We start from the raw sequence: 18,180 nt of genomic DNA on the forward strand, positions 1-18,180 counted from the left end.
GGCCGACGCCGATGCGCCGTCCTACCTCGGCGCCCTTCTCGGAGGGAACAGTCACTTACCGGCCCGCTTCTCCTCGACCAGGGTCACGACGCACTCGATGACCTGCGCGAGGGTGAGCTCGGTGGTGTCCACCTCGACCGCGTCGTCCGCCTTGGCGAGCGGCGAGGTCTTCCGGCCGGCGTCGGCCGCGTCCCGCTTGACCAGGGCCTCACGGGTGGCGTTGACGTCGGCCCCCTTGAGCTCCCCGCTGCGGCGGGCGGCCCGGGCCTCCGGGGAGGCGGTGAGGAACACCTTGAGGTCGGCGTCGGGCAGCACGGTCGTGCCGATGTCCCGCCCCTCGACGACGATGCCCTCTTCGGCGGATGCGGCGAGCGACCGCTGGAGCTCGGTGATCCGGGCCCGCACCTCGGGCACGGCGCTCACGGCGCTGACCTTGGAGGTGATCTCCTGGGTCCGGACCGGACCGGCCACATTCACACCGTCGACCGTGATCGTCGGCTTCTCCGGGTCGGTGCCGGAGACGATCTCCGGCTTCCCCGCCACGGCGGCGATCGCGGACGGGTCCTCGATGTCGATCCCGTTGGTCACCATCCACCAGGTGATCGCCCGGTACTGGGCGCCGGTGTCCAGGTAGCTGAGGCCCAGCTGCGCGGCGACAGCCTTCGACGTGCTCGACTTGCCGGTGCCGGAGGGACCGTCGATGGCGACGATCACGGGCTGGGCGACGCCGTTTTCCACGGGGGGACACCTTTCGGGTGCGGTGTGGCGAGTGGTGTGGGGGCGTGACTGTGCCCCGGACAAGGTTACTGGCTCCCCGGGGCCCGTCTTACAGGCGGATGATCCCCCGAACGATCCGCCGCGTCACTGCCTGATCGCCCAGCCCCGCTCCCGCAGCGCGGCCGACAGCACCGGCGCGGCCTGCGGCTCCACCATCAGCTGCACGAGACCGGCCTGCTGTCCCGTCGCGTGCTCGATCCGCACGTCCTCGATGTTGACCCCGGCCCGCCCCGCGTCCGCGAAGATCCGGGCCAGCTGTCCCGGCTGGTCGTCGATGAGGACGGCCACGACCTCGTACGCCCGGGGAGCGGACCCGTGCTTGCCGGGCACCCGAACCTGCCCGGCGTTCCCCCGCCGGAGCACGTCCTCGACCCCGGAGGCTCCCTCGCCCCGCTTGACCTCGTCCGCGGACTGCAACGCCCGCAGCGCGCGCACGGTCTCCTCCAGGTCACCGGCGACATCGGTGAGCAGATCGGCCACCGGGCCCGGATTCGCGGAGAGGATGTCGATCCACATCCCGGGATCGGACGCGGCGATCCGGGTCACGTCCCGGATCCCCTGACCGCACAGCCGTACGGCGGCCTCCTCGGCGTGCTCCAGCCGCGCGGCGACCATGCTGGACACCAGATGGGGCATGTGCGAGACGAGCGCCACGGCGCGGTCGTGGGCGTCGGCGTCCATCACCACCGGCACCGCACGGCAGTGCGAGACCAGCTCCAGGGCGAGGTTCAGCACCTCGGTGTCGGTGTCCCGGGTCGGCGTCAGGACCCAGGGCCGGCCCTCGAAGAGATCGGCGCTGGCGGCCAGCGGCCCGGACTTCTCCCGCCCGGACATCGGATGCGTGCCGATGTACGAGGACAGGTCGAGCCCGAGCGCCTCCAGCTCCCGCCGCGGGCCGCCCTTGACGCTGGCCACGTCGATGTAGCCGCGAGCGGCACCGCGCCGCATGGTGTCGGCGAGCACCGCGGCCACGTGCGCGGGCGGCGCGGCGACGATCGCGAGGTCGACGGGCCCCTCGGGAGTCTCGTCCGTGCCGGCGCCGAGCGCGGCCGCCGTTCGGGCCTGCTCGGGGTCGTGGTCGGCGAGGTGCACGGTGACGCCCCGCGCCGCCAACGCCAGGGCGGCGGAGGTTCCGATGAGCCCGGTGCCGATGACGAGCGCGGTCCTCACTGGGCGATGTCCTTGCGCAGGGCGGCTGCGGCGCCGAGGTAGACGTGCGCGATGTCGGCGCGGGACCTGTCGGACTCTATGTGCGCGAGAACACGGACGACCCGGGGCATGGCGCCCTTGATGTCGAGCTCCTGGGCGCAGATCAGCGGGACGTCCACGATGCCCAGCTTGCGGGCGGCGGCGGCCGGGAAGTCGCTGTGCAGATCGGGCGTGGCCGTGAACCAGATGCTGATCAGGTCGTCGGCGGTCAGTTCGTTCCGCTCCATGATCGCGGTGAGCAGTGCCCCGACCTGTTCGTCCATGTGGCCGGCCTCGTCCTGTTCGAGCTGGACGGCGCCCCGGACCGCTCGTACCGCCACGGCGTTGCTCCTTGCTGGTGTTCGGCTCTTGTCCATCCAGCCTAGTCAGGCCGTGCGGGACGGGTGCGCGGCGCCCGCCCCATGAGACGCGACCGCCGTGACACGCCCGCCCGCCGCTTTCCGGCGCCGGACCGTGCCAATGTCACCCGAATGTCGCAGTTCCGCTACTTGGGGTGAAAACACACCCGTGCGCCTCTGGACTAGGAGCCGCACGTCCGCTCTGATTGCAGGAAACCCGCCTCGGGGGAGGCCCCTTACATGAAGCGTTCCGGACCCTTGCTCACACTGATCACGGGGTTGCTGGTCGGCTTGTTCATGCTCTCGCTCAACGCCACGACGGGAGAGAAGCCGACGTCGGCGTCGGTGAAGCCGTCGCCCAACACCAAGGCGTCACCGAACACCGCACCGCCGAAAACGTCCGCCCCGCCCAGCCCGTCCCCGTCCCGCACACCCGTGCCGGAGGGGGTCTACGCGGGCCGCACCGACGACGACTCCTCAGCCGTCGCGATCACCGTGCGCGACGACAAGGCGATCGCGTACGTCTGCGACGGCCACAACATCGAGTCGTGGCTCCAGGGCGACGTGAAGGACGACGGCAGCCTGCATCTCACCGGCAAGGGCGGCGCACGCCTGGACGGCACGGTGAAGGGCACCAAGGAGATCCGCGGCACGGCGGCCGTCGGCGGCGGGCGCTACGCCTTCGGCGTCGACAGGACGAAGAAACCGTCCGGCCTGTACCGGGCGAACAGCACGGTGGCCGGCGCGAAGATCGAGGGCGGCTGGATCGTCCTGCCCGAGGGTGAGCAGGTCGGCATCCTCACGCGCGACGGCAAGCGCTCCGCGGCACCCGAGATCGACCCGGAGACCGGTGCGGTGACGGTCGACGGACAGCAGCTCACGGCCCGCCCGGTACACCCCTGACCCTAGGGCCTGTCCGGCGGATCATGCCGGCGTCGCGGGGCAGCACCGTTTCTTGCAGCCGGCCTGATCCGCCGGACAGACCTTAGCCCGAGGGAGCCGATCATGACCGTCGACCCGAACGCGGCCACCCAGAGCTGGCCCTCGCCCGAACCCGAGCGGCGCCCCGGCCCCGCCCGCTATCTGATCCCCGCCCTGGTGGCCGCCGCGGTGGCGGTCGCCCTGGGCGCCTACGGCAAGGTCCACGACCCGACGGGAACGGCCTTCAACCTGGCCGGCTTCAGCAGCACGGGCGCGGTGAAGTCGTGGCTCGCGACGGTCGCGTTCTTCTTCGCGATCGTGCAGCTCGTCTCGGCCCTGATGGTCTACGGCAAGCTGCGGGGCCCGAGTTGGTCCTCCACCCTGCACCGTTGGTCCGGCCGTGTGGCGTTCCTCGTCGCGGTGCCGGTCGCGGTGCACTGTCTGTACGCGCTGGGCTTCCAGTCGTACGAATCACGCGTTCTGTGGCACTCCCTCTTCGGTTGCTTCTTCTTCGGTGTCTTCAGTGCCAAGATGCTGCTGCTCCGCTCGGAGCGACTTCCCGGCTGGCTGCTGCCGATCATCGGTGGGCTCGTCTTCAGCGCGCTCACGATTCTCTGGCTGACCTCGGCCCTCTGGTTCTTCCGCACTTTCGGAGTGACTACATGACGCACAGCCCGACGCGACGCACGGCCCTTCTCGCGACCGGCGCCACCGCGCTGGCCGTCGGCTGCGGCCAGTACGGCGGCAGCAGTGATTCCGGGTCCAGCTCGGTGGAGGCATCGGCCGGCACCGAGCTGGCGAAGACGAGCGAGATCCCGGTCGGCGGCGGGAAGATCTTCAAGGACGAGAAGGTCGTGGTCACGCAACCGAAGAAGGGCGAGTTCAAGGCCTTCTCGAACATCTGCACCCACCAGGGCTGCGCGGTGACGAGCGTGTCCGGCGGCACCATCAACTGCCCTTGCCACGGCAGCAAGTTCAACATCGCGGACGGCTCGGTGGCCAACCCGCCGGCGCCGAAGCCCCTGCCCGAGAAGCAGATCACCGTCAGCGGCGACTCGATCCAGCTCGCTTAGCCGACGGCCCGGCGCGGTCCGTCCAGCGAGGCGCTCAGGCGTCCCAGAGCGCCCCGAGTGTCACCAGCTCGCTGCCGTACTCGATCCGGTCGGCCCACTCCACCGGCCATGCCTCGGCCCCCAGGTGGGCGCCTGCGAAGGCGCCCGTCAGGCAGGCGATCGAGTCGGAGTCGCCGGAGGTGCAGGCGGCCCGGCGCAGGGCGGTCAGCGGCTCTTCCGGGAACTGCAGGAAGCACAACAGGCCGGTGGCCAGGGCCTCTTCGGCGATCCAGCCGGCCCCGGTGGCCAGGCACGGGTCGTCCTCGGGCGAGGCGGTGCGCACCGCGTCGTCGAGCCGGTCGAGGATCGCCAGGCACTCGTCCCAGCCGCGCGCGATGAACTGCCCGGGCGTCGGATCCTGACTGCGGGTCCACAGGTCGCCGAGCCAACGCTCGTGATACCGGCCCCGGTTCGCCACGGCGTACGACCGCAGCATCCCGACCAGTTCAGCGGGCTCGGCCCCCTGCGTGAGCAGCCGTACGGCATGCGCGGTGAGGTCGGAGGCGGCGAGCGCGGTCGGGTGCCCGTGGGTGAGCCCGGACTGCAACTGGGCGGCACCGGCGCGCTGTTCGTCGCTGAGACCGGGGACGAGTCCGACGGGTGCGACGCGCATGTTGGCGCCGCAGCCCTTGGAGCCGATCTGGCTGGCGTCCTGCCAGGGCAGATCTGTGCGCTCCAGCAGGTCGCACGCCCTGAGGCAGGTGTTGCCGGGGGCCCGGTTGTTCTCCGGGGAGCGGTTCCACGCGATGAACTCCCGGCGGACCGGCTCGGCCATGTCGGACGCGAGCACCCCCCGGTCCATCGCCGTCCGCAGCCCCCTCGCCACCGCCAGTGTCATCTGCGTGTCGTCGCTGACGATCGCCGGTGTCGACAGCTCCATCTCCCGCCACGGCCCGCACTTGGCGAGGATCGACGGCACGCTGTTGAACTCGGTGGGAAAGCCGAGGGCGTCCCCTAGGGCCAGGCCGACGAGCGTCCCGGTGGCGGCGCGTTTGGTGAGGATCGTGGTCATGCGGGGCGTCCTTCCGGGGACGGTCGAAGGAGAGGTGGGTGCAGGGCGGTGGCCGGTCCCGCGCGGTAGAGCGCGGCCGGTTTCCCGCGGCCGCCGGTCAGGCGCGCGGCGCCGGGGACGGCTTCGACGAAGCCGGGCGTGGCAAGCACCTTGCGGCGGAAGTTGGGCCGGTCGAGGGCGGTGCCCCACACGGTCTCGTACACCTGCTGCAGCTCGCCGAGGGTGAACTCGGGCGGGCAGAAGGAGGTGGCCAGGCAGGTGTATTCGAGCTTGGCGCCGACGCGGTCGTGCGCGTCGGCGAGGATCCGGTCGTGGTCGAAGGCCAGCGGCCCTGTCTCGTCGTAGGGCACCCAGCGGGCCTCGGCTGCGTCGCTGCCGCCGTGCGGCTCGGGAGGGTCGGGAAGCAGCGCGGCGAAGGCGACGGAGACGACCCGCATGCGCGGGTCGCGGTCGGGGTCGCTGTAGGTCCGCAGCTGTTCCAGGTGCAGGCCGGTGAGGTCCGACAGGCCGGTCTCCTCGGCGAGTTCGCGCCGCGCGGCGGTCTCCGCGGACTCGTCCGGGTGCACGAACCCGCCGGGCAGCGCCCAGCGTCCGGCGTACGGTTCCTGTCCCCGCTCCACGAGCAGCGCGTGCAGGGCGCCCTCGGCGACGGTCAGGACGGCGAGGTCGACGGTGACGGCGAAGGGCTCGTGGGCGTACTTGTCGTAGTCCACTCGCACCCGCCCCCTTCATGGTCAGCATGACTAATAGTCGTTACGACTATAAAGGGGGCGGGCGGGATTCGGCAAGCCCTAGGAAGGGCGCCCCAGGAAGCCGAGGAGCCGTGCCTCGGGCTGCGCACGGGAGGGCACGGCGACCGGTGCCGCGAACCGCACGCCCCGGTCCTCCTCCCCCACCACGCACTGGGCGACCGTCAGCAGTTCGGCCGCGAGGCCGTCCGGGATGGGCCGCCGCTGCCCGCAGGCCCGGGCCACGTCCCACCCGTGCACGGTGATCTCGACGGCGCCGACGGCGGCCATCACCCGTACGTCCAGCGGCCGTTCACCCACCAGCACGTCCTCCGGCGGCCCTGCCGCCCACGCGCCGAGCACGGCACGCGCACGTGTACGGAAGCCGCAGACCCGGTCGGCGTGCGGGAACAGTCCGATCCGCGCACCGGTGAGCCCCTCGTACAGCGCGTCCAGGGAGTCGTCGAGATGGCCCAGCAGCTCGCCCAGATCCCATTCGGCGCACGGCGTCCCCCTGCCGAGACCCACGCCGCCCGCTTCGGCCACGCTGCCCAGCGCGTAGGCGAGCGAGCGCTCCAGCAACTCCCCCGCACTCATGACAGCACCTCCGCCGGACCGCCGGAACGGCCCCTCCGCGACCTCGCAGCGGTCTCCTGAGCCCCGAGTGACCCCACGGGCCACGAAGGCCGCACACAGCCCTCCAGCGCCGCCGGGCCCTCCTCGTCGCGGATACCGGTCCTCGCGTCCATCCCCACTCCCTCCGTCACGGATACAGACCTGCGGGAGGCCCAGAACGCATCGGCCGGCCCCGGAGAAGTCCGGGACCGGCCGCACGCGCGTGTGTGGGGACTACAGATCGACTTCCTTCATCAGCATGCCGACCTCGGTGTTGGACAGCCGTCGCAGCCAGCCCGACTTCTGGTCGCCCAGGGTGATGGGGCCGAAGGCGACCCGCACCAGCTTGTCGACCGGGAACCCGGCCTCGGCGAGCATGCGGCGGACGATGTGCTTGCGGCCCTCGTGGAGGGTCACCTCGACGAGGTAGTTCTTGCCGGTCTGCTCGACGACCCGGAAGTGGTCCGCCTTCGCGTACCCGTCCTCCAACTGGATGCCGTCCTTGAGCTGCTTGCCCAGGTCGCGCGGGATCGGGCCCACGATGTGCGCGAGGTAGACCTTCTTCACGCCGTACTTGGGGTGGGTCAGCCGGTGGGCCAGCTCACCGTGGTTGGTGAGCAGGATGACGCCCTCGGTCTCGGTGTCGAGCCGGCCCACGTGGAACAGCCGCGTCTCGCGGTTGGTCACGTAGTCGCCGAGGCACTGCCGGCCCTCGTTGTCCTCCATCGTGGAGACGACACCGGCGGGCTTGTTCAGCGAGAAGAACTGGTACGACTGCGTCGCCACCGTCAGGCCGTCGACCCTGACCTCGTCCCGCTCCGGGTCGACCCGCTTGCCCTGCTCCAGGACGATCTCGCCGTTGACCTCGACCCGCGCCTGCTCGATGAGCTCCTCGCAGGCCCGCCGCGAGCCGTAGCCCGCGCGGGCGAGGATCTTCTGCAGCCGCTCGCCCTCCTGCTCGGCGCCCGGGAAGGTCTTCGGCGGCTTCACGTCCTGCTTGCCCGCGTACCGCTCGCGGTTGCGCTCCTCGGCCCGCGCCTCGTACTCGCGTGAGGTCGCCGGGACCGAACGGCCGCGCCCGGTGCCCTGGCTCTGCTTGGGGCCGCCCTTGGCCCCGCCGCGCGCGGAGGCACCGCGCCCGGACTTCGGTCCGTCGTGGGTGGCGCCGGGGCCCACGTCGTAGCGGCGCTCCTCGGGACGGGGATTGCCCGCGCGCTTCGGTTTGTCGTCGCGGCCCGCCCCGCCCTTCGGCTGGGAGCCGCTGCCACCCGCTCCGCGGGGCTTGCCGCCCCCACTGCTTCCCCGGGGGTTGCCGCGCCCGTTGTTCCTGCCACTGCCGCTGCCACTGCTTCGCATCAAAGTTCCGTCGTCGTCGAGTCGTCTGCATCTGCATCCGGTGCGTCCGGATCGAACGACGGGACCCCTTCCAGCGTCTCGGCCTCGATCGCCTCAGCCTCCGGGAGGAAGGGCGCAAGCTCCGGGAGCTCGTCCAGGCCGCGCAGGCCCATCCGCTCCAGGAAGTAGTTCGTCGTCACGTACAGGATCGCACCTGTTTCGGGTTCCGTGCCCGCCTCCGCCACCAGACCCCTCTGGAGGAGGGTGCGCATCACACCGTCACAGTTCACTCCGCGCACCGCGGAGACCCTGCTGCGGCTGACCGGCTGGCGGTACGCGACCACCGCCAGCGTCTCCAGCGCCGCCTGGGTGAGCCGGGCCTGCTGCCCGTCCAGGACGAAGCGTTCCACGGCCGCCGCGTACTCGGCACGGGTGTAGAAACGCCAGCCGCCGGCGACGTACCGCAGCTCGAATCCGCGGCCCTGCACGGTGTAGTCGTCGGCGAGTTCCCTGAGCGCCTTCCCGATGAGCCGCCGCGGCCGCTCCAGGATCTTCGACAGGTGCTCCTCGGTCGCGGGCTCGTCCACGACCATGAGGACGGCCTCCAGAGCCGGCTTCAGATCAAGGTCGGCGACACTGAGCCGCCCCGCCGGGACCTCGGTGGTGTCCTCGCTCACGCCTTGTCCTCCTTGGGCGGCTCGGGCGGTCGGTCGAACTCGTCGGTCACCGTCGGCTCGGCCTCCCCCTCGCCGCCGGTCCACCGCACGATCAGCTCCCCGAGAGCGGTCTCCTGGTCCAGCGCCACGGCCTTCTCCCGGTACAGCTCCAACAGCGCGAGAAACCTCGCCACGACGGTCAGGGTGCCGTCCGCGTCCTCCACCAGCAGACGGAAGCTGGCCTCACCGAGCTCCCTGAGCCGTGCGACCACGATCCCCGCCTGCTCCTGGACGCTGACCAGGGGCGCGTGGATGTGGTCGACGTACACCTGCGGCTTGGGCTTCGGCTGCATCGCCTTCACGGCGAGCTTCGCGAACCCCTCGGCGCCGATGCTGATGACCACCTCGGGCAGCAACTCGGCGTGGTGCGGCTCCAGCCCGACGGTACGGGGATAGCGCCGGGCCTCCTCGTCGAGGCGCCGGTTGAAGATGTCGGCGATCTGCTTGTACGCGCGGTACTGCAGCAGCCGCGCGAAGAGCAGGTCCCGCGCTTCGAGGAGCGCCAGGTCGGCCTCGTCCTCTACCTCGGCGGCGGGCAGCAGCCGGGCGGCCTTGAGGTCGAGGAGGGTGGCGGCGACGACGAGGAACTCGGTCGTCTCGTCCAGGTCCCAGTCCGGCCCCATCGCCCGGATGTACGCCATGAACTCGTCGGTGACCTTGGAGAGCGCCACTTCGGTGACGTCCAGCTTGTGCTTGGAGATCAGCTGGAGGAGGAGGTCGAAGGGTCCCTCGAAGTTGGCGAGCCGAACCTTGAAGACACCGTCGGAGGCTTCTTCCCCGGGTTCGACCTCGCCGGATTCGGCGGCCTGCGGCTCCTGCGGACCGGCGTCGCCGTCGGCCGTCTCAGCGGGAGCCCCGGCCTCGGCGACCGGCTCGCTCTCCGCCTCGACCGGCGGTGCGGCAACGGGCGCCGATCCCGGCCCCCGCCCCAGCACACGCCGACGACCGGCAGCGCCGCCGGCGCCGGGCACGGGAACGTCGTTCGAGGTCATAGCCCTCGCAGGCTACCGCTACCGCCCGCGCAGCCGGCGTACGAGAATGCTCGCGTCCCCACGGGATTCCAGATCCGCCAGCACCACGGCGACCGCCTCGCGCACGATCCGTCCGCGGTCCACCGCGAGCCCGTGCTCACCCCGGAGCACCAGACGCGCGTGCTCCAGGTCCATGAGCTCCTCGGCCGACACGTACACGGTGATCTTCTCGTCGTGCCGCTCCCGCCCGCTGGGCCGCCGAGAGGGCGACCGGCCGCGCTTGCCGCGCTGCTGGGCACCGTTGGAGGCCTGGGGTGAACCTTCCTGCGCCTCCTGACGTCGGGCGGTGCGCTCCGCGGCAGCCGCCCGGAGACGGGACTCGCCCGCCTCCGCCGACCCGGCGTCGACCGCCACATGCTCGGCCCCGTCGCCGTCCCCGCCCTGCGCGGGCACGGACTGGGGGCCGTCCTCGGACGCCGCCCCGTCGGACTCGCCCGCGGGAGCCGGTACCCGGGCCTCGCCGTTGGCCCCCCGCCGGGGAGTGGACGCCTGGAGCGCCATCCCCCCTGTCGTACGGAACAGTTCGTCGGCCCCCGGCAGACTCACTCGGCGTGACACCGGGCGAGCACCTCCCTGGCGAGCTGACGGTAGGCGGCGGCGCCGACGGAGTTGGAGGCGTACGTGGTGATCGGCTCACCGGCGACCGTGGTCTCCGGGAAGCGGACCGTGCGCCCGATGACCGTGTGGTAGACGTGGTCGTCGAACGCCTCGACGACCCGTGCGAGCACCTCACGGCTGTGCACGGTGCGCGAGTCGTACATCGTGGCGAGGATGCCGTCGAGCTCCAGGTCCGGGTTGAGCCGCTCCTGGACCTTCTCGATGGTCTCCGTCAGCAGTGCGACCCCTCGCAGGGCGAAGAACTCGCACTCCAGAGGCACTATCACCTTGTGCGCGGCCGTCAGAGCGTTGACCGTGAGCAGACCGAGTGAAGGCTGACAGTCGATCACGATGTAGTCGTAGTCGGCCATGAGCGGCTTCAGGGCACGCTGCAGTGTCGACTCGCGGGCGACCTCGGAGACCAGCTGGACCTCCGCCGCCGACAAGTCGATATTGCTCGGCAGCAGGTCCATGTTGGGGACCGCGGTCTTCAGCAGGACCTCGTCGGCCGCCATGCCCCGCTCCATGAGCAGGTTGTAGACGGTGAGGTCGAGCTCCATCGGGTTGACACCGAGCCCCACCGACAGCGCGCCCTGCGGGTCGAAGTCCACGAGCAGCACACGTCGGCCGTACTCCGCGAGCGCGGCACCCAGGTTGATGGTCGACGTCGTCTTGCCGACGCCGCCCTTCTGGTTGCACATCGCGATGATCGTCGCGGGTCCGTGACTGGTCAGCGGACCCGGGATCGGGAAGTACGGCAGCGGGCGTCCGGTCGGACCCACGCGCTCACGGCGCTGACGGGCCGCGTCCGGCGCGAGCGTGGCCGCGTACTCCGGATCGGGCTCGTACTCGGCGTCGGGGTCGTAGAAGTGCCCCTCGGGCAGTTCGTCGTAGTCGGCGAAGTGGCTGTGGGGCGCGCCACCTCCGTCGCCGGCCATGGCGTTCACGTGATGGCCATCCATGCTCTGGTGTGCTGTCCGCACGGTGCGCGGACTCTGGTGGGCTGCGAAGGTGCGCACCGCGACGGAGCCGACAGCCTCGAAGCCCGCGGGGCCCTGGGCCTCGGCGGGCATTCCTGGTTGACCACCCCCGGGAAGAAATGTCGACTCATTCACAAGTCGTCTTACCTCCTTGGAGACCAGGAAACTTCTAGACAAGGTCAGCGTGTCACCATGCCGACGGTTGGCGACTCTATGGCGTGTCGGGTGTTCACAGCAACACAATCCGCCGGACCCGGCAGGATGTGTCGGCAATGAAACATCCCGCTGTCAAGGGCGTACGGCAGTCGCACGGCAGGTTTCGCCGGTGTACGAATCGGTTCAAGGGTTACGTTCGACGCGAGTTGACCGAGAGTCGCAAAGTGACCATACACACATCCGGCCGGACCTTCTCGGGCAAGGTCCGGCCGTGCGTGCGACGTTGACGCGCCTTGTTGACGTATCGCCTTTACGAAAAGGTGACTTAGCCATCCGGCGAGGTCAGAGGCTCAGCCGAGCAGCGTTTCCAGCTCCACGTGCTCCAGGCCGTGTGCCTCCGCGACCTCCCGGTAAACGACCTTGCCGTCATGGGTGTTGAGACCCTTGGCCAGCGCGGGATCGCGGCGCAGCGCCTCCACCCAGCCACGGTCGGCGAGTTCGACGATGTACGGCAGCGTCGCGTTGGTGAGCGCGTGGGTGGACGTGTTGGGCACCGCGCCGGGCATGTTGGCGACGCAGTAGAAGACCGAGTCGTGGACCTGGAAGGTCGGCTCGGCATGGGTGGTCGGACGGGAGTCCTCGAAGCAGCCGCCCTGGTCGATGGCGATGTCGACAAGGACACTTCCGGGCTTCATCCGCGCCACGAGCTCGTTGGTGACCAGCTTCGGGGCCTTGGCGCCCGGGATGAGAACGGCCCCGATGACGAGGTCGGCGTCGAGGACGGCCTTCTCCAGCTCGAAGGCGTTGGACATGATCGCCCGGACCTTGGTGCCGAAGACCTTGTCCGCCTCGCGGAGCTTGTTGATGTCACGGTCGAGCAGCGTGACGTGGAAGCCCATGCCGACGGCGATCTGCGTGGCGTTCCAGCCGGAGACACCGCCGCCGATGACGACGGCCCGCGCGGGCTGGGTGCCGGGGACACCGCCCGGGAGGACACCGCGGCCGCCGACCGAGCGCATCAGGTGGTAGGCGCCGACCTGCGGGGCGAGCCGGCCCGCGACCTCGGACATCGGGGCGAGCAGCGGGAGCGCGCGGGAGGGCAGCTCGACGGTCTCGTAGGCGATCGCGGTGGTGCCGGACCCGATGAGCGCGTCGGTGCACTCCTTGGAGGCGGCCAGGTGCAGGTAGGTGAAGAGCGTCTGGTCCTTGCGGAGGCGGTGGTACTCCTCGGCGACGGGCTCCTTGACCTTCAGCAGCAGGTCGGCGGCGGCCCACACCTCGTCGGCGGTCTCCAGGATCAGGGCGCCCTCGGCGACGTACTCCTCGTCCGGGATGGAGGAGCCGAGGCCGGCGCCCCGCTCGATGACGACCTGGTGGCCGTGGCGCACCAGTTCGTGCACACCTGCGGGGGTGATGGCCACCCGGAACTCGTTGTTCTTGACCTCGCGGGGGATGCCGACCTTCACGTGGATCACGGTCCTTGGCTCAGTGGATGTGGGGCAATACGACACATACCCAGGCATGCACGAGCACACCAGGAGACACCGCAGGAGAAGGTGCGGCAGAGCCAGTCTAATGAAGGTGTTCCCGCTGTCTAGCCTTTCATTGCATCAATCTTCCGCAGATGTACTACGGATTTCGCAGGCATTAGCGTCGTGTTCCGGCTCGTCGGCCTGCTCCGGCCCGGGTTTCCCCTGGGAAAGCTCCTCCCCCAGCAGCCGCTCGGCGGCGCCGCGGTGCAGCTGGGCGGCCGCGGGATCGCCGAGGCGCTCCAGCGTGTCCGCGAGCCGCAGCTGGAGCGCGGCCTGCAGCCGGACGTCCTCGGCGCGCCCGGCCCAGTCGACGGCCTCCTGGCAGGTGCGCAACGACTCCTCGGGGTGTCCGGCGTACTCCTGGACGCGGGCGAGCTCGCTCAACGCCCGTGCGTGGGCTGCGACATCGCCGTTCTTGCGGTGTCCGGCGAGCGCGGCCCGCCAGTTCCTGGCCGCCTCGCCGTAGCGGCCGGCGTAGGTGTGCGCGGCGGCGATACGGCCGTACAGCCGGGCGGCCTCCGCGCGCTCGTCCCGGGCCAGCCGCTGGGCGAGGGCCCGGCCGAACCAGTCGGCGGCCCGGTCGTAGTCGCCGAGCTCCAGATGCGCGCCGCCTACGGATTCCATCGCGCGGCCGGTCGCATACGGGTCGTTCGCCTCCCGTCCGGCGTCCAGCGCCTCCCGGTAGCGGGCCAGTGCCTCGCGGGTCCGGCCCGTCTGGGCGTCCAGGTCGGCGAGGTTCAGCAGGGCGGCGGCCTTCTCGCGGGGCAGGTCGCGCCGCTCGGCCACGTCCAGGACCAGGCCGTGGATGCCGTAGAGGTCGGGGGCGGCAGCCTTCATCCCGAAGTGGGCGACCATCGTGCGCACGAGCTGCGACATCAGACGCCGGGCGAGGGTGTCCAGCTCCCCGTCGGCGACCGCGAGACGGGCCGCGGCGAGCAGGGCGGACCTGCGCACGCGCAGCCAGTCCTCGGCGGCCCTGGGGCTCGGGAAGCGCAGGGAGCGCGGCAGGTCCTTGAGCTTCTCGCGGGCGTCGGGGTTGTCGGTCTCGGTGATCGCCCGGGAGGACTGGAGCAGCCGCACGGTCCGTTCCAGCATGCGGGCGCGGGCCAGTTGGAGTTCGGCCGGGCGGTCCTGGGAGTTGGCGAGGGCCTTGAACAGCGGGTGCAGACAGCCGGGGACCACGTACTGCGGCAGCGTTGAGTCCACGGCGTGCAGCAGGCCGAGGCCGACGAAGTCGTCGAGGGTGGAGCGGGCGCCGTCCACCGAGCAGCCGGCGAGCGCGGAGGCGGTGTGCGGGTCGACGAGGCCGGCCGGCGCGAGGGAGAGCAGCCGCAGAATCCGGGCGGCGGGGTTCGGCAGGGACGCGTAGACGAGTTTGAAGACCCGGCTGAGCGGGTCCCCTTCGTCACTCTCCGCATGCAGCTGTTTGGCCAGATCGGCGACGGCGGACTTGGGACGGGCGGCGAGCCAGCCCCCGGCCAGCATCAGCGCGGCCGGGTGGCCCTGGCACTCCTCGACGAGTCCCTCGGCGGCACGCGGATCGACCGTGATGCGGACCGCCCCGGTGTGCCGGGACAGCAGGTCCAGCGCGGACTTGGTGTCGAGCCCGCCGAGCGTGCACGGGCGGACGTCCGCGATCCCGGTCAGCGGGCCCCCCGAAACGGCCACGACCAGGCATTCCGGAGTATCCGGAAGCAGGGCGTCCACCTGCGCGGCGGCCACCGCGTCGTCGAGCAGGAGCAGGGCACGCCGGTCGGCGAGGGCCTCGCGCAGCACCGCCGTGAGGTCGTCCTCCGAGGCCCCTGCGGGCGCCGACACATCGAGCGCGGCGAGCAGTTCACGGGCGGTGTGCTCGACGGGAACGGGGGTGCCGTCGGGCTCGCTGAGCCGGGCGCGCAGCACCCCGTCCCGGTAACGCTGCGCAACCTGCCGTACGAGTTCCTCGGCGAGCTCGGTACGGCCGGAACCCGGCCTGCCCGCAATGAGCAGCACGCGTGCGCGAGGTGCCTTGCGCCCCGAGATGGTGTCCAGCCCGGCGCGCTCGATATCGGCCCGGAGTTCCTTCAACTCCCGCTCCCGGCCCAGGAACTGACTCTCGGCCGACAGCTCCACGCCGCCTGCTTCCACCGCCTGGTCCGTCACGGGCCACACTCCCGTCCACCGCACGCGCAAAGCCCGCCGGGACCCCGGTTCGGGCATTCAGAGCCTAGTTCACGCTCTGCAACGTTCCTGGTGGAGCGCGGCGGCGGGGCCACGGGAGTCCCCCGATCGGATCAACGGATCATAGGAACTATGGCAGCGCAGTACCGACAGGGGCGCGGGGCTGTATCGATATGCGGCTCCGCCGCGTGGGCGCGACCAGCCACATCGGACCCGCGTCCCGCGACGATCCGACACCACTACGGCGCTGCCCGCATCGGCTCAGCTCTCGAACGGCCGCGCCGGCCACTCCGCCTCAGCCGGCCGCAACCCGTCCAGCCCACCGGAAGCCCGGGCGGCCACCAGCGAGAGCACGCCCACCACCAGACAGTTGTTGTGCAACTCCCCGGCCAGCACCCCCCGCACCAGCTCGGGGACCGGCACACGCGCGTGCTCCATGTCCGCCTCCTCGTCCTCGACCTCGAACCGCTCCTCCTCGGCCTCGGACAGCCCCGTGGCAAGGAAGATCCGGATCGCCTCGTCGCAGCCGCCCGGAGTGGTGTAGACGTCCGTCAGCACCCGCCAGTTCTCCGCCTTGACGTGCGCCTCCTCGTACAGCTCCCGCTGGGCCGCGTGCAGCGGATTCTCACCGGGCACGTCGAGCAGTCCGGCGGGGATCTCCCACAGCTTCTGCCGTACGGGGTGCCGGTACTGCCGGATGAGCAGGACCCGGTCCTCGTCGTCGAGGGCGAGGACGGCCACGGAGCCCGGGTGGACCTGGTAGTCACGGCGGACCACCGACCCGTCGGGCATGACGACCTCGTCCGTGCGGACGGAGGTCTTGTTGCCCACGAAGGGGGTCTCCGTGGCCCGGATCTCCCACTCCTGCGGGGTGTCCTTGATCGTCATGCCCTGTCCTTCCCCACGTGCACAAAAGAAGCCGGGGCACTCGCCGTTGAATGCGCGCGCCCCGGCCACCGTACAACTGTCGTGCTACTGAGAAGTCTTCCGCTCGACCGCGGCCTTCACGAGGCCCGCGAACAGCGGGTGCGGACGCGTCGGCCGCGAGCGCAGCTCCGGGTGGGCCTGCGTGGCGACCAGATAGGGGTGGACATCGCGCGGGTATTCGACGTATTCGACGAGCTTGCCGTCCGGCGAGGTGCCGGAGAACACGATGCCCGCGTTCTTTTCGAGCTCGGCGCGGTAGGCGTTGTTCACCTCGTAACGGTGCCGGTGCCGCTCCTCGACGTACTCCTTGCCGTCGTACACCTCACGGACGATGGAGCCCTCGGCGAGCTTGGCCGGGTACATGCCGAGCCGCATGGTGCCGCCCATGTCGCCCTCGCCTGCGACGATGTCGAGCTGCTCGGCCATGGTGGAGATGACCGGGTGCCCGGTGGCCGCGTCGAACTCGGTGGAGTTGGCGTCCGGGATGTCGGCCAGGTTCCGCGCGGCCTCGATCACGATGCACTGCAGGCCCAGGCAGAGACCGAGCAGCGGGATCCTGTTCTCGCGGGCGTACTTGATCGCGCCGACCTTGCCGAGCACACCGCGGTCGCCGAAGCCGCCCGGGATGCAGATGCCGTCGACGTCACCGAGCTGCGCCGCGGCGCCGGCCGGGGTCTTGCAGTCGTCGGAGGTGACCCACTTGATCTTGACGCGGGCCTTGTTGGCGAAGCCGCCGGCCCGCAGCGCCTCGGTGACCGACAGGTAGGCGTCGGGCAGGTCGATGTACTTGCCGACCAGGGCGAGGGTGATCTCGTGGTCGGGGTTGTGGACGCGGTCGAGCAGGTCGTCCCAGGTCGTCCAGTCCACGTCCCGGAACGGCAGGTCCAGCTTGCGGACGACGTAGGCGTCCAGGCCCTCGCCGTGCACGGTCTTCGGGATGTCGTAGATCGAGCGGGCGTCGGGGCAGGCCACGACCGCGGCCTCGTCGACGTCGCACATCAGCGAGATCTTGCGCTTGATCGCGGCCGGCACCTCGCGGTCGGAGCGCAGCACGATCGCGTCCGGCTGGATACCGATGTTGCGCAGTGCCGCAACCGAGTGCTGGGTGGGCTTCGTCTTCAGCTCACCCGACGGTCCGATGTACGGCAGGAGGGAAATGTGGACGACGAAGACGTTGTCACGGCCGACCTCGTGACGGACCTGGCGGACCGTCTCCAGGAACGGCAGCGACTCGATGTCACCGACCGTGCCGCCGACCTCGGTGATGACGACGTCGACCTCGTCGGTCGCCATCCGGCGGATGCGGTGCTTGATCTCGTTGGTGATGTGCGGGATGACCTGCACGGTGTCGCCCAGGTACTCGCCGCGCCGCTCCTTGGCGATCACGGTGTTGTACACCTGGCCGGTGGTGACGTTCGCCGAGCCGTCGAGGTCACGGTCGAGGAAGCGCTCGTAGTGGCCGATGTCCAGGTCGGTCTCGGCGCCGTCGTTGGTGACGAACACCTCACCGTGCTGGAAGGGGTTCATCGTGCCCGGGTCGACGTTGAGGTACGGGTCGAGCTTCTGCATCACGACGCGCAGGCCCCGCGCCTTGAGCAGCATGCCGAGGCTGGAGGCCGTCAGGCCCTTGCCGAGCGAGGAAGCGACACCCCCAGTGACGAAGATGTGCTTGGTCGTCGTGGCTGTGCTGTTTCGAAAAGCAGCGGTCATGGCCAAGAGGGGGCTCCCGTGGTCGCGATCTGGAGGTGCGGTTCGGGGGTCAGACGCCACCCGGGCCACGGGCTACCAGGGTATCAGCGCCGCGAGGAGATGGCTTCCGGCCACGCTCCGCACACGTGCCGACACGGACCCGCACGAGCACACCCGTTTCTCACCCGTTGCTCACCCGTTCGGCCCACCCGCGTTGCCCGGAGCGGCACACAGATCATCTACGTGCGTCGTATCCTGCTCGGACACTCGCTGCCGAGCCGGGCCGAGAACACGGGACCACCCCACCCGTAGGCGCCGGAACAACGAGAGCTCGTCAGGTCGTTG

18 protein-coding genes are annotated in these 18,180 nt (G+C 70.7%); 3 read left to right on the plus strand and 15 right to left on the minus strand.

From position 1 onward, the window contains the following. Positions 1-51 precede the first annotated feature (51 nt). The 3 genes from cmk to aroH form a co-directional block, all read right to left on the minus strand. Positions 52-738: a (d)CMP kinase gene (cmk, locus tag ACZ48Z_RS02665; protein ID WP_468733949.1), complete on the minus strand. Its 687-nt coding sequence runs from the start codon at positions 736-738 to the stop codon at positions 52-54. A gap of 123 nt (positions 739-861) precedes the next feature. Further along, positions 862-1,947, minus strand: a complete 1,086-nt coding sequence (locus tag ACZ48Z_RS02670; RefSeq protein WP_468733950.1) for a prephenate dehydrogenase — start codon at positions 1,945-1,947, stop codon at positions 862-864. Further along, a complete protein-coding gene (gene aroH, locus ACZ48Z_RS02675; RefSeq protein WP_468733951.1) occupies positions 1,944-2,306 on the minus strand; it encodes a chorismate mutase in 363 nt (120 codons plus the stop codon). Before aroH ends, ACZ48Z_RS02670 begins: the two co-directional genes overlap by 4 nt. Positions 2,307-2,564: 258 nt before the next feature. On the opposite strand from aroH, the gene ACZ48Z_RS02680 reads away from it, so the two are divergent. The 3 genes from ACZ48Z_RS02680 to ACZ48Z_RS02690 all read left to right on the plus strand — a co-directional run bounded on the left by ACZ48Z_RS02680 (position 2,565) and on the right by ACZ48Z_RS02690 (position 4,318). Then, entirely contained in the window at positions 2,565-3,227 is a 663-nt protein-coding gene (locus tag ACZ48Z_RS02680; protein ID WP_468733952.1) for a hypothetical protein, read from the plus strand. A 102-nt stretch (positions 3,228-3,329) separates the two neighbouring features. After that, positions 3,330-3,911 carry a DUF6529 family protein gene (locus ACZ48Z_RS02685; protein ID WP_468733953.1) on the plus strand — a complete coding sequence of 194 codons (582 nt, stop codon included), beginning with the start codon at positions 3,330-3,332 and terminating at the stop codon, positions 3,909-3,911. Further along, positions 3,908-4,318 carry a Rieske (2Fe-2S) protein gene (locus ACZ48Z_RS02690; protein WP_468733954.1) on the plus strand — a complete coding sequence of 137 codons (411 nt, stop codon included), beginning with the start codon at positions 3,908-3,910 and terminating at the stop codon, positions 4,316-4,318. Before ACZ48Z_RS02685 ends, ACZ48Z_RS02690 begins: the two co-directional genes overlap by 4 nt. Before the next feature lie 34 nt (positions 4,319-4,352). Here the strand turns inward: ACZ48Z_RS02690 and ACZ48Z_RS02695 are convergent, their stop codons facing one another. The 12 genes from ACZ48Z_RS02695 to ACZ48Z_RS02750 all read right to left on the minus strand — a co-directional run bounded on the left by ACZ48Z_RS02695 (position 4,353) and on the right by ACZ48Z_RS02750 (position 17,856). Next, positions 4,353-5,369 carry an ADP-ribosylglycohydrolase family protein gene (locus ACZ48Z_RS02695; protein ID WP_468733955.1) on the minus strand — a complete coding sequence of 339 codons (1,017 nt, stop codon included), beginning with the start codon at positions 5,367-5,369 and terminating at the stop codon, positions 4,353-4,355. Further along, a complete protein-coding gene (locus ACZ48Z_RS02700) occupies positions 5,366-6,082 on the minus strand; it encodes an NUDIX hydrolase (RefSeq protein ID WP_468733956.1) in 717 nt (238 codons plus the stop codon). Before ACZ48Z_RS02700 ends, ACZ48Z_RS02695 begins: the two co-directional genes overlap by 4 nt. A 78-nt stretch (positions 6,083-6,160) precedes the next feature. After that, a complete protein-coding gene (locus ACZ48Z_RS02705) occupies positions 6,161-6,694 on the minus strand; it encodes a TIGR03086 family metal-binding protein (protein ID WP_468733957.1) in 534 nt (177 codons plus the stop codon). Positions 6,695-6,946: 252 nt separating this feature from the next. Next, a complete protein-coding gene (locus ACZ48Z_RS02710; RefSeq protein ID WP_468733958.1) occupies positions 6,947-8,068 on the minus strand; it encodes a pseudouridine synthase in 1,122 nt (373 codons plus the stop codon). After that, entirely contained in the window at positions 8,068-8,724 is a 657-nt protein-coding gene (gene scpB, locus ACZ48Z_RS02715; protein WP_468733959.1) for an SMC-Scp complex subunit ScpB, read from the minus strand. Before scpB ends, ACZ48Z_RS02710 begins: the two co-directional genes overlap by 1 nt. Continuing rightward, complete coding sequence (locus ACZ48Z_RS02720) at positions 8,721-9,755, minus strand: segregation and condensation protein A (RefSeq protein WP_468733960.1); 1,035 nt, start codon at positions 9,753-9,755, stop codon at positions 8,721-8,723. The genes scpB and ACZ48Z_RS02720 overlap by 4 nt, the downstream gene beginning before the upstream one ends. Before the next feature lie 18 nt (positions 9,756-9,773). Continuing rightward, positions 9,774-10,352: a hypothetical protein gene (locus ACZ48Z_RS02725; RefSeq protein ID WP_468733961.1), complete on the minus strand. Its 579-nt coding sequence runs from the start codon at positions 10,350-10,352 to the stop codon at positions 9,774-9,776. Continuing rightward, on the minus strand, positions 10,337-11,464 hold the full coding sequence (locus ACZ48Z_RS02730; protein ID WP_468733962.1) for a ParA family protein: 1,128 nt from the start codon (positions 11,462-11,464) through the stop codon (positions 10,337-10,339). The genes ACZ48Z_RS02725 and ACZ48Z_RS02730 overlap by 16 nt, the downstream gene beginning before the upstream one ends. A gap of 413 nt (positions 11,465-11,877) precedes the next feature. Continuing rightward, positions 11,878-12,993 carry an alanine dehydrogenase gene (gene ald / locus ACZ48Z_RS02735; RefSeq protein WP_468734001.1) on the minus strand — a complete coding sequence of 372 codons (1,116 nt, stop codon included), beginning with the start codon at positions 12,991-12,993 and terminating at the stop codon, positions 11,878-11,880. A gap of 144 nt (positions 12,994-13,137) precedes the next feature. After that, positions 13,138-15,201 (minus strand): tetratricopeptide repeat protein, encoded by a 2,064-nt coding sequence (locus ACZ48Z_RS02740; protein ID WP_468733963.1) that lies wholly within the window; start codon positions 15,199-15,201, stop codon positions 13,138-13,140. A gap of 279 nt (positions 15,202-15,480) precedes the next feature. Continuing rightward, the gene (locus ACZ48Z_RS02745; protein ID WP_468733964.1) at positions 15,481-16,107 is read right to left on the minus strand and encodes an NUDIX domain-containing protein; all 627 of its coding nucleotides are present in this window, start codon (positions 16,105-16,107) and stop codon (positions 15,481-15,483) included. Between the two features lie 84 nt (positions 16,108-16,191). Further along, positions 16,192-17,856: a CTP synthase gene (locus ACZ48Z_RS02750; protein WP_468733965.1), complete on the minus strand. Its 1,665-nt coding sequence runs from the start codon at positions 17,854-17,856 to the stop codon at positions 16,192-16,194. Positions 17,857-18,180: the final 324 nt, after the last annotated feature.

Source organism: Streptomyces sp. NPDC031225 (assembly GCF_055570355.1).

What these genes read in the sequence shown, in the direction of transcription:
- ACZ48Z_RS02745 (WP_468733964.1), bottom strand. Translation starts at nt 16,107, where the DNA reads ATGACGATCAAGGACACCCCGCAGGAGTGGGAGATCCGGGCCACGGAG.
- ACZ48Z_RS02720 (WP_468733960.1), bottom strand. Translation starts at nt 9,755, where the DNA reads ATGACCTCGAACGACGTTCCCGTGCCCGGCGCCGGCGGCGCTGCCGGT.
- ACZ48Z_RS02690 (WP_468733954.1), top strand. Translation starts at nt 3,908, where the DNA reads ATGACGCACAGCCCGACGCGACGCACGGCCCTTCTCGCGACCGGCGCC.
- ACZ48Z_RS02710 (WP_468733958.1), bottom strand. Translation starts at nt 8,068, where the DNA reads ATGCGAAGCAGTGGCAGCGGCAGTGGCAGGAACAACGGGCGCGGCAAC.
- ACZ48Z_RS02685 (WP_468733953.1), top strand. Translation starts at nt 3,330, where the DNA reads ATGACCGTCGACCCGAACGCGGCCACCCAGAGCTGGCCCTCGCCCGAA.
- ACZ48Z_RS02705 (WP_468733957.1), bottom strand. Translation starts at nt 6,694, where the DNA reads ATGAGTGCGGGGGAGTTGCTGGAGCGCTCGCTCGCCTACGCGCTGGGC.
- ACZ48Z_RS02695 (WP_468733955.1), bottom strand. Translation starts at nt 5,369, where the DNA reads ATGACCACGATCCTCACCAAACGCGCCGCCACCGGGACGCTCGTCGGC.
- ACZ48Z_RS02750 (WP_468733965.1), bottom strand. Translation starts at nt 17,856, where the DNA reads ATGACCGCTGCTTTTCGAAACAGCACAGCCACGACGACCAAGCACATC.
- ACZ48Z_RS02730 (WP_468733962.1), bottom strand. Translation starts at nt 11,464, where the DNA reads ATGCCCGCCGAGGCCCAGGGCCCCGCGGGCTTCGAGGCTGTCGGCTCC.
- ACZ48Z_RS02680 (WP_468733952.1), top strand. Translation starts at nt 2,565, where the DNA reads ATGAAGCGTTCCGGACCCTTGCTCACACTGATCACGGGGTTGCTGGTC.